Source organism: Kocuria sp. KRD140, assembly GCF_017168375.1.
Lineage (GTDB): Bacteria > Actinomycetota > Actinomycetes > Actinomycetales > Micrococcaceae > Kocuria > Kocuria marina.
On sequence record NZ_JABFAW010000004.1, the window covers coordinates 85,043 to 95,441 of the forward strand.

Below are 10,399 nucleotides of genomic sequence, written 5' to 3' on the forward strand. Positions count from 1 at the left end.
GGCCGGTGGTGGCGGGTTCTGATCGCATTTCCGGGCCTCAGATGTTCTGCGCATGACTGACCGTCCCGCCCCTACGGGCACGACGCCGTACGGTTCTGCCCTGCGGGAACAGGCCGAGCCCCGGTGTGACCCGCTCCACCGCCGCTCAGTACCGTGGGGCTCATGACCACTTCCGTGTTTGACCTCGATGCCTTCGACCGCTCGGTCCGCCCGCAGGACGACCTCTTCCGCCACGTCAACGGTTCATGGCTGAAGGAGGCCCGGATCCCGGACGACAAGGCCAGCACCGGGGCGTTCATCGAACTGCGGGATCAGGCCGAGCAGGCGGTGCGCGAGATCATCACGGGCGCAAGCGCGGAGGGCGGCGCCGCGGCGTCGAACCCGGCGGAGCAGAGCGCCGAGACCAAGATCGCGCTGCTGTACGCGTCCTTCATGGACACGGACCGGATCGAGGAGCTGGCCACCGAGCCGCTGCGCGAGGACCTGGACGCCGTGGCCGCGATCGACTCCCCGCGTGCGCTGTCCAAGTGGTTCGGTACGGCCATGCGCCGGGGGATCGGGGCGGCGCTGGACATCGACCTGGACTCGGACCCCGGGGACCCGCAGCGCAACCTCGTGTTCGTGGGCCAGTCCGGGTTGGGACTGCCGGACGAGGAGTACTACCGCGAGGAGCAGTACGCCGAGATCCGCGAGAAGTACGTGGCGCACGTGGCGAAGATGCTCGAACTGGCCGGATTCGAGGACGCCGCCGAACAGGCGCAGGCGGTCATGGAGCTGGAGACGCGCATCGCCGCGCAGCATTGGGACAAGGTCACGGTGCGGGACCTCACCAAGATGTACAACCCCATGGGGTTCGCGGAACTCACGGACCAGGTGTCCCGCCTGGATTGGGACGCCGTGCTCGAGGGCATGGGGCTCACCCCGGAGCACCTGAGCACCGTGATCAACGCCCAGCCCAGCTTCTTCACGGGCCTGGACGAGCTGCTCACCGACGATCTGCTGGACGCGTGGAAGTCCTGGGCCCGCTGGCACGTGGTCTCCGCCCGCGCTGCGTACCTGCCGCAGGCCTTCGTGGACCAGAACTTCTCGTTCTACGGGACCGTGCTCTCCGGGACGCCGCAGTTGCGCGAACGCTGGAAGCGCGGCGTCGGGCTGGTCAACGGCGCCCTGGGTGAGGCCGTGGGCGAACTGTACGTCGCCGAGAACTTCTCGCCGTCCGCCAAGGCGCGCATGGACGAGCTCGTGGCGAACCTGCTGGAGGCGTACCGCGACTCGATCGAGCACCTGGACTGGATGACGGAAGACACCCGGGCCGAGGCGCTCAAGAAGCTCTCCGGATTCACTCCCAAGATCGGCTACCCGGAGAAGTGGAAGGACTACTCGGGCCTGCTGGTGCGCGGGGACGACCTGGTGGGCAACGTAGTGCGTACCGCCCAGTTCGCGGTGGACGAGCTCGCGCGCAAGGCCGGCAAGCCGGTGGAGAAGCACGAGTGGCTCATGACCCCGCAGACGGTCAACGCGTACTACCACCCGCTGCGCAACGAGATCGTGTTCCCCGCGGCCATCCTGCAGCCCCCCTTCTTCAACGAGGACGCGGACGACGCCGTGAACTACGGGGCCATCGGCTCGGTGATCGGTCACGAGATCGGTCACGGCTTCGACGACAAGGGTTCCACGTGCGACGGCGAGGGCAAGCTGCGCAACTGGTGGACGGACGAGGACCGCGCGGCGTTCGAGCAGCGCACGGCCCGTCTCGTGGGCCAGTACGCGGCGCTGTCCCCCGCGCAGTTCGCGGACGACGACGCCGCTCCGCACGTCAACGGCGAACTCACCCTGGGTGAGAACATCGGAGACCTGGGCGGCTTGTCCATTGCCTACAAGGCATGGAAGACCGCGCAGGAGAAGAAGGACCGTCCGGACAGCGAGAGCGTCGACGGGTACACCCCCGCGCAGCGGCTGTTCATCTCCTGGGCCTACGTGTGGCAGGAGAAGTCCCGGGACGAGGCGCTAAAGACACGCATCGCCACGGATCCGCACTCCCCCGCCGAGTTCCGTGCTGTCCAGACCCCGCGCAACGTGGACGCGTTCTACGAGGCGTTCGACGTCCAGGACTCAGACGGCATGTGGCTGCCGAAGGAGGAACGCGTGGCCATCTGGTAGCGCCCCTCGAGCTACGTGGACGGAGCCCCGCCGGTCGGACCGGCGGGGCTCCTGCGCGTCTCAGACGCTCGAGCGGGATTGCTGCATGAACTCGTTCATCGCGAATCCCCAGATCGCGAAGAAGAACACCAACCACAGCACCATCAGGATCAGCAGCGCCACACCGACCCAGCCCAGGACCTTGCCCGCGGTCGCCCTACCGCCGAGTTTCTCAGCCTTCGTGGCCTGCCACGGGGCGAACGGTGCGAGGATCGGCAGGACGGTGACCCCCAGGATGCCCAGCACGAGTGACGTCTCCGAGCTGGAGCTCGCCTGCTGTTGCCGCTGGGCGTCCTCCGGTCCGGCGGGGACGTAGTGCCACTGTCCTGCGGGCTGCGCGTAGGGACGGTGGGTATCGGCCGACACGGACAGGGGCTGCGTGTCGCGGTGGTACTCGGTCCCCGGGTACCGGGTTCCTTCCTCGTGGGGCGAGGTGCCACTGCCCGGGTGGTTGCTCGTGCTCATGACCTGTTCCCCCTACGCCAGTGGTCTGCGAATGCGACCATCTTCTCGTGCGCGGCACGAGCGGACAAGGGTGCGCCCCCGCCCACGACGCCGCTTCCGGCCCCCGAGCGCATACCATCACCTCAGGATCCTGCTTCTGCGCCGAGAAGCGCGTACGGAGAGCCCAGACGAAGGAGAACCGTGAGCCACCCCGAAGACCCGGCCGAGCGGCGTCGTGGATCGATCAGCCACCGTGTCCTGCGCGGCGGGACGGAACCGGACCCCCGCTTCACGCTGGCAAACGAACGCACGTTCCTCGCCTGGATCCGCACGTCCCTGGCCTTCTTGGCCGGGGGCATCGCCATCGAGGCGTTCACCGGGGACATCTTCGACATCGCGGTGCGCAAGTTCCTGGCCCTGGTTCTGCTGGTGCTGGGCATGTTCCTCAGTGCCGGAGCCGCACTGCGGTGGCTGCGCGTGGAACGTTCCATGCGGCACAAGGCTCCCCTGCCCCTGCCGCTGATCGTCCCGCTCGTGGCGGTGGGGGGCGCGATCGCCTCCGGGGTGCTCGTGGTCGTGGTGCTGACCCGATGAGTTCCATCACCCCGCCGGGCGTGCGCACGCACGAAGATCCGGGACTACAACCCGAGCGCACCGTGCTGTCCTGGGGCCGGACCATGCTGGCACTGTGCACCGCCGCGGCGATCTACCTGAAGTGGCTCCCGTCCCACGGCACGTTCGTGCTCTCGTTGTTCGCCGTGGCGTTGTGCCTCTCCGGAGGGATCTATGCCACACAACGCATGCGTTATCGGCGGGAATCCGTGGGAATCGCCGGGGAGCGGATCACGCCGGACCTGGTGGCCGTGGCCGTGACCTCCGGGACGTGTCTGGTGCTGGGCGCCCTGGGAATCATCACGGTGATCGTCTTCTGAGAATTTGTGGCCACTTCGGTGGACCCTTGCGTGGGGATCCCCACGTGTGCTGCGATGCCGCGCATAATGTCCCTCAGCCGCCGCGATCCGCTGCGGCGCCGGACCATCACAACTACGGGAGAACCCTGTGTCTTCATCTTCGTCCGGTGGGGGAAACATCTCGACGGCGGCCACGCCGCCCGATCCACACGCATCCCACCGCCCCGATCCACGGCCCACCGGCCAGGACGTCGCGCCCGACGGCTCGCTGCGCCGCACCCTCAAGTCGCGTCACCTGACCATGATCGCGATGGGCGGTGCGATCGGCACCGGTCTGTTCGTGGCCTCCGGCAACTCCATCAACACCGCGGGTCCCGGCGGGGCGCTCGTCGCCTACGCTGCGATCGGGTTCATGGTGTTCCTGCTCATGCAGTCCCTGGGCGAGATGGCCACGCACCTGCCCGTGGCGGGCTCGTTCGAGGAGTACTCCACCCGCTACATCAGCCGCTCCTTCGGCTTCGCGATCGGGTGGAACTACTGGTACAACTGGGCGATCACCGTGGCCGCGGAACTCGTGGCGGCCGCGCTGGTGATGCGCTACTGGTTCCCGGACGTCCCCGCGTGGATCTGGTCCGCGCTGTTCCTGGTGATCCTCTTCTCCCTCAACGCCCTCAGCGCTCGCGCGTACGGCGAGAGTGAGTTCTGGTTCTCCCTGGTCAAGGTGATCACCGTGGTGATCTTCCTGGTCCTGGGTGTCCTGATGATCCTGGGCATCCTGGGCGGCCCGTCCCCCGGGTTCCACAACTGGACCGCCGGCGAGGCGCCCTTCGTCAACGGCTTCACCGGCATCATGGCCATCTTCATGGTCGCGGGGTTCTCCTTCCAGGGCACCGAGCTCGTGGGTGTCGCGGCCGGCGAGGCCGACAACCCCCGCGAGACCGTTCCCAAGGCCATCCGCACGGTCTTCCTGCGCATCCTGCTCTTCTACATCGGCGCGATCGCCGTGATCGGTTTCCTGATCCCCTACACCGATCCCCACCTGCTCGCGAGCGACGTGGAGGACGTCTCCATCTCCCCGTTCACCCTGGTGTTCGAGCACGCCGGTGTCTTGGCCGCGGCGAGCGTGATGAACGCCGTGATCCTCACCGCCATCCTCTCCGCGGGCAACTCGGGCCTGTATGCCTCCACCCGCATGCTCTACGCGCTCGCGAAGGGCGGGAAGGCTCCCAGGTTCCTGGCCCGGGTCAACCGCCGCGGTGTCCCGATGCTCGCACTGCTGGCCACCACGCTGATCGGCATGTTCTGCTTCCTGACCACCCTGATCGGTGAGGGTCAGGCGTACGTGTGGCTCATCAACGCCTCCGGCCTGGCCGGTTTCATCGTGTGGATGGGGATCGCGTGGAGCCACTACCGGTTCCGCAGGGCCTACGTCCTGCAGGGCGGGGATCCCAAGAACCTCACCTACCGTGCCCGGTTCTTCCCCATCGGCCCCGTGGTCGCGCTCATCATGTGTGCCGTGGTGATCCTGGGTCAGGGCTACAGCCTGATCACGTCCGGGGAGGTCAACGCCCTCGGCCTGCTGTCCTCGTACCTGGGCCTGCCCGTGTTCCTGGCCCTGTGGCTCGGGCACAAGGCCGTGACCAAGGACAAGCCCGTGGACCTGCTCACCGCAGACGTCTCGCAGCACTGATCCGACCGTGCCCCACGGATGACATGACGACGCCGCTCCAAGGCTTGGAGCGGCGTCGTCGTGTCCGCGGGTGGGGATCGGGGCGTCAGTCCGCGATCAGATCCCGCATCACGATGGTGTCGTCCCGATCCGGGCCCACACCGATCGCGGAGATCCGGCACCCGGACATCTTCTCCAACGCCTCGACGTACGCGCGGGCGTTGGCGGGGAGGTCCCCCAGGGTGCGGGCCCCGGTGATGTCCTCGGTCCAGCCCGGGAAGTTCTCGTACACGGGCTGGGCGTGGTGGAAGTCGGACTGGGTCATGGGCATCTCGTCGAAGCGCTGACCGTCCACCTCGTAGGCCACGCACACCGGGATCTCACGCAGCCCGGTGAGCACGTCCAGCTTGGTGATGAACAAGTCCGTGAAGCCGTTGATCCGCGCGGCCTGGCGGGCCATGACGGCGTCGTACCAGCCGGTGCGGCGCGGCCGGCCCGTGTTGACGCCGAACTCGCCGCCGGTCTTGCGCAGCTGCTCACCCATCTCGTCGAAGAGCTCGGTGGGGAACGGACCGGCGCCCACGCGCGTGGTGTACGCCTTCTGGATGCCGATCACCCGGGTGATGCGCGTGGGGCCCACACCCGAGCCCACGGACGCGCCGCCCGCGGTGGGGTTCGACGACGTCACGAACGGGTAGGTGCCGTGGTCCACGTCCAGGAAGGTGGCCTGGCCGCCCTCCATGAGCACCACTTCGTCGCGGTCCAGGGCCTCGTTGAGCACTCGCGTGGAGTCCACGATCATGGGCGCGAGGCGCTCGGCGAAGCCCAGGAAGTACTCCGCGATCTCATCCACCTCGAACGCGCGGCGGTTGTAGAGCTTGACGAGCAGCTCGTTCTTCTGGCGCAGCGCGCCCTCGATCTTCTGCCGCAGGATGGACTCGTCCAGCACGTCCTGCACGCGGATGCCCAGGCGGCCCACCTTGTCCATGTACGTGGGACCGATCCCGCGACCCGTGGTACCGATCGCGCGCTTGCCCAGGAATCGCTCGGTGACCTGGTCCAGCGTCTGGTGGTACGGGGCCACGAGGTGCGCGTTGGCGGAGATCCGCAGGTGGGACGTGTCCGCGCCGCGGGCCTCGAGGCCATCGATCTCCTCGAACAGGGCCTGGGGGTTGATCACCACGCCGTTGCCGATCACAGAGGTGGCGTTGGGGCTGAGGATACCCGCGGGAAGGAGCTTGAGCTCGAACTTCTCACCGCCCACCACCACGGTGTGCCCGGCGTTGTTGCCGCCGTTGGGCTTGACCACGTAGTCCACCCGGCCACCCAGGAGATCCGTGGCCTTGCCCTTGCCCTCATCGCCCCACTGGGCTCCGACGATCACGATTGCTGGCATAGCTGGCTACTCCTGCCCGGGCTTGCACCCATTCGGCACGACAACGGTTGAGGAGTACGCGCGGGGCACGTACCAACCAATTCTAACGGTGACGCCCACCACCGCCGCCCTCGTCCGTCTACCCCGGTCACGGCGCGAATCCGGCGTCCGACACGCCACGGACATCGCGACTGGTGAGAGCACAGAATATTCTGATGAAACCTTTACTTTTCGGCAGGTCGCACGCAGGCTTGGGTCATTGCGATGCACCTCACGACATCCCCCGAATGTCAAAGGACGAGACATGAACCACGAGACAAGGGCTGGTCGTGGCAGAGCCGTCAAGGCCTGCCTCACGACCGCCCTGGGCCTGGCACTGGCCCTGGGCACGGCGCTGCCGGCGAGCGCCGTCGACATCACCCCGGCGCCCAAGACGGACGACCACAACACCCAGAACCCCGACCGGCTGATCGGCTCGGACCTCAAGGACGCCGAGGGCCAGGTGGCGGTCTTCGTGCAGCTGCAGGGACCGAGTGCCTTCGAGGCCACGCAACCCGAGGGCGTGCGCTCCGGGAGCCAGGACCCGGTCCAGGCCGCCGCGCGGGTGCGGGCCATCCGCCAGTCGGTGGAGAGCATGGGTTCCACCCTGGCCTCCGCCTCCGGGTCCGACCTGCTGTACACCACATCCAACGCCCTTCGCGGAGTCGCCCTCAAGGGCGATGCCGCGCAGTTGCGTGAGCTGAGCAAGCGCTCCGACGTGGTCAAGATCTCCAAGATCGTCCCCGCCTACCGCAACAACGCGGGTTCCGTGCTGGACACCAACACCCTCAACGCCTGGACCCAAACCGGCCAGACCGGTAAGGGCGTCAAGGTCGCCGTCATCGACTCGGGCATCGACTACACCCACGCCGACTTCGGTGGTCCGGGCACCGTCGACGCCTACAAGAAGGCCAAGGCCTCGAACGACCTGCCGGGCAAGGACTCGGGTCTGTACGACTCCAAGAAGTTCCTCGGCGGGTACGACCTCGCGGGCGACGCCTACGACGCCCAGATTCCCACCAGCGTCCCGAAGCCGGACAACAACCCGCTGGACTGCGAGGCCGGCGGCCACGGAACGCACGTGGCGGGCACCACCGCGGGCTACGGCGTGGGCGCGGACGGCAAGACCTACAAGGGCGATTTCACCAAGCTGACGCAGGAGCAGATCGGCAAGATGCGGATCGGCCCGGGCACCGCGCCCGAGGCGCAACTGATCGGGCTGCGCGTCTTCGGCTGTGAGGGTTCCACCAACCTCGTCCTCGACGCCCTGGACCGTTCCCTGGACCCCAACATGGACGGGGACTTCTCGGACAAGGCGGACATCATCAACATGTCCCTCGGGTCCGACTTCGGCCCGGCCGACGACCCCCAGAACGACCTGATCGACGCGCTGTCCCGCCAGGGCATCCTCTCGGTCATCGCCGCGGGCAACGCCGGGGACGCCCACGAGATCTCCGGCTCCCCGGGCAGCGCGCGTTCCGCATTGACCGTGGCCAACTCCCAGGGCAGCAGCGCCGCGCAGGACAAGGCCGAGGGCCTCTCGCCTGACAGCGCCCAGGGTGAACTGACCGGCTCCTACAGCGGGAGCTTCAGCTACAGCGACGCCAAGCCCGAACAGCTCCAGGGCGACGTCGTGGTCGGCCCGCAGGACAACCGTTTCGGCTGCACTCCCTTCTCGCAGAACTTCGGCGGCAAGTGGGTCATGCTCGACTGGGAGGACAAGGCCGGCTTCCCGTGCGGCTCCAAGGTCCGCTTCGACAACGTCCAGGCCGCCGGCGGCAAGGGCGTGGTCCTGGAGTCCGACTACTCGGTGGATCCCACGAGCATCGCGGGCAACGCCGGCGTCCCGGGTCTGCTGATGAGCAAGGAATCCATCGCCAAGATCAAGCCGGCCGCCCAGGCCGGCGGGGCCCGGGTCAAGCTAGCCCCGGAGTGGATCGGTGCCGCCAGGGCGCAGACCGGCCAGAAGGACCAGGTCAACGATTCGACCTCCCGCGGTCAGCACGGCAGCAACGGGGTCATCAAGCCCGACGTCGCCGCACCCGGCACCAACATCGGTTCCGCCGGTGTGGCCGCGGGCAACGGCGTGTCGGTCAAGACCGGCACCTCCATGGCCACCCCGCACGTGGCCGGGATCGCCGCCCTGGTGCAGCAGAAGCACCAGAACTACAACCCCCAGATGATCAAGGCCGCCATCATGAACTCGGCCGTGCACGACGTGCACGCCGCGAACGGGGCCACCTCCGCGGTGGACCGCGTGGGTTCGGGTCGTGTGGACGCACTGCGCGCCGTGAACCAGGACGTGCTGGTCTACGACAAGGCCAATCCGGCCCTGATCTCCTCGACCTTCGGGGTCACCGAGATCAAGAACGGCAAGGAGACCTTCTCCCGTGAGCTGGTCGTGGACAACACCAGCGGCGCGGCGCACACGTACCAGGTGCGCTTCGACGCTTCCACCGACGTCCCGGGCGTGAGCTTCTCCACGCCGGGCTCGGTCAGTGTGGCCAAGGGCGGCAAGGCCACCGTCAAGGTGACCGCCACCGTGGATCGCGCGCAGCTGGCCAAGACCCACGACCCCTCCGAGGCCGTGACCCAGCTGGGCTTCGCCCGTCAGTTCCTGGCCTCCGAATCCGGCCGCCTGGTCCTGACGGAGAACGGCCAGGACCTGCGCGTCCCCATGTCGATCGCCCCGAAGCCGGCGGCCGACATGCGGGTGGACAACGCCACGCTGGACCGGTGGGACAAGAACGGCACGAGCGCCGTCGCCCTCGCCGGCACCGGCCTGGACCAGGGCGGCTGGCAGTCGGCCCTGGGGGCCTTCGAGCTGGGCGCCAAGTCGGGCCGCCTGGATTCCACCAAGCTGGCCGGCGGCAACTCCCAGTTCGCCGATCTGCAGTACGTGGGCGCTTCCTCGAACCTCCCGCAGCTGAAGGCCGAGAAGAAGGACGTGAGCAAGGACGGCATGATCAACTTCGGTGTCTCCAGCTGGGGCAACGCGAGCACGATCAAGCCGGACGTCTCCACGGAGATCGCGATAGACACCACCGGCAATGGTCGCCCCGACTACATCGCGGCCCTGGGCCGGACGGATGGTCTGGACTACCCGGTGGTGAACCTGTACGGCTACGTCAACGGTGAGCTCACGGTGATCGACAGCCAGCCGCTGAACGGTTCCTGGGGTGACGTGGACACCAACACGTTCGACACCAACGCCATGGTGATGCCGGTCAGCGCCGCGAAGCTGGGTATCGATCCCACCAAGACCGACACCAAGCTGACCTACCAGGTGACCACCTTTTCCGGGAGCATCGACGGCCCCGTGGACCGCACGGGCGTGATCGAGTACAGCCCGGTCACCCCGAAGATCTCCTTCCGCGGGGAACAGATCAACACGTCGCTGTTCACCGACCTGCCCGGTAAGAAGCTGACCGCGCACCGCGGTTCGGAGAGCGCCAAGGGCGAGGCCCTGTTCCTGCACCTGCACAACGCCGCCGGGGACCTCTCCGGTATCCGCGCGGGTCAGGACGGCGCCAAGGCCGAGGTCAAGACCTTCCAGTCCGCGGCGAAGGCCCCCGAGACCCAGAACCCGATGTTCAAGGACGTTCCCAAGAACCACGTGTTCTACTCGGAGATCTCCTGGCTGGCCAACAAGGGCATCACCCGCGGTTGGCCGGACGGGACGTTCCGCCCCGCCCAGGCCGTGAACCGTGACCAGATGGCCGCGTTCCTCTACCGGATGGCCGGCTCGCCCCAGTACACCCC

At 67.7% G+C, this 10,399-nt stretch carries 7 protein-coding genes; 5 read left to right on the forward strand and 2 right to left on the reverse strand.

The genetic code is table 11. The annotated features are described in order from the left end of the window. Window positions 1-162 precede the first annotated feature (162 nt). Window positions 163-2,160, forward strand: a complete 1,998-nt coding sequence (locus tag J1M36_RS04595) for a M13 family metallopeptidase (protein ID WP_064846487.1) — start codon at window positions 163-165, stop codon at window positions 2,158-2,160. 60 nt (window positions 2,161-2,220) lie between these two features. On the opposite strand, the gene J1M36_RS04600 is transcribed toward J1M36_RS04595, so the two are convergent. Then, window positions 2,221-2,664, reverse strand: coding sequence for a DUF4190 domain-containing protein (locus J1M36_RS04600; RefSeq protein ID WP_206478749.1), 444 nt, complete (start codon window positions 2,662-2,664; stop codon window positions 2,221-2,223). A 180-nt stretch (window positions 2,665-2,844) separates the two neighbouring features. On the opposite strand from J1M36_RS04600, the gene J1M36_RS04605 reads away from it, so the two are divergent. The 3 genes from J1M36_RS04605 (at window position 2,845) to J1M36_RS04615 (ending at window position 5,244) form a co-directional block, all read left to right on the forward strand. Beyond that, the gene (locus J1M36_RS04605) at window positions 2,845-3,237 is read left to right on the forward strand and encodes a YidH family protein (RefSeq protein ID WP_064846485.1); all 393 of its coding nucleotides are present in this window, start codon (window positions 2,845-2,847) and stop codon (window positions 3,235-3,237) included. Next, entirely contained in the window at window positions 3,234-3,575 is a 342-nt protein-coding gene (locus tag J1M36_RS04610) for a DUF202 domain-containing protein (protein ID WP_064846484.1), read from the forward strand. Before J1M36_RS04605 ends, J1M36_RS04610 begins: the two co-directional genes overlap by 4 nt. A gap of 280 nt (window positions 3,576-3,855) precedes the next feature. Further along, window positions 3,856-5,244 (forward strand): amino acid permease, encoded by a 1,389-nt coding sequence (locus J1M36_RS04615; protein WP_241246885.1) that lies wholly within the window; start codon window positions 3,856-3,858, stop codon window positions 5,242-5,244. A gap of 85 nt (window positions 5,245-5,329) precedes the next feature. Here J1M36_RS04615 and J1M36_RS04620 read toward each other — a convergent pair whose 3' ends face one another. Further along, window positions 5,330-6,619, reverse strand: a complete 1,290-nt coding sequence (locus J1M36_RS04620) for an adenylosuccinate synthase (RefSeq protein WP_064846482.1) — start codon at window positions 6,617-6,619, stop codon at window positions 5,330-5,332. A gap of 283 nt (window positions 6,620-6,902) precedes the next feature. Between J1M36_RS04620 and J1M36_RS04625 the strand changes: the two genes are divergently transcribed. After that, a partial coding sequence (locus J1M36_RS04625; RefSeq protein ID WP_241246860.1) for a S8 family serine peptidase occupies window positions 6,903-10,399 on the forward strand: 3,497 nt, incomplete at its 3' end.

Bases quoted from the DNA above. Each gene is read 5' to 3' on its own strand.
- J1M36_RS04620 (WP_064846482.1), bottom strand. From the start codon at position 6,619: ATGCCAGCAATCGTGATCGTCGGAGCCCAGTGGGGCGATGAGGGCAAG.
- J1M36_RS04600 (WP_206478749.1), bottom strand. From the start codon at position 2,664: ATGAGCACGAGCAACCACCCGGGCAGTGGCACCTCGCCCCACGAGGAA.
- J1M36_RS04595 (WP_064846487.1), top strand. From the start codon at position 163: ATGACCACTTCCGTGTTTGACCTCGATGCCTTCGACCGCTCGGTCCGC.
- J1M36_RS04610 (WP_064846484.1), top strand. From the start codon at position 3,234: ATGAGTTCCATCACCCCGCCGGGCGTGCGCACGCACGAAGATCCGGGA.
- J1M36_RS04615 (WP_241246885.1), top strand. From the start codon at position 3,856: ATGATCGCGATGGGCGGTGCGATCGGCACCGGTCTGTTCGTGGCCTCC.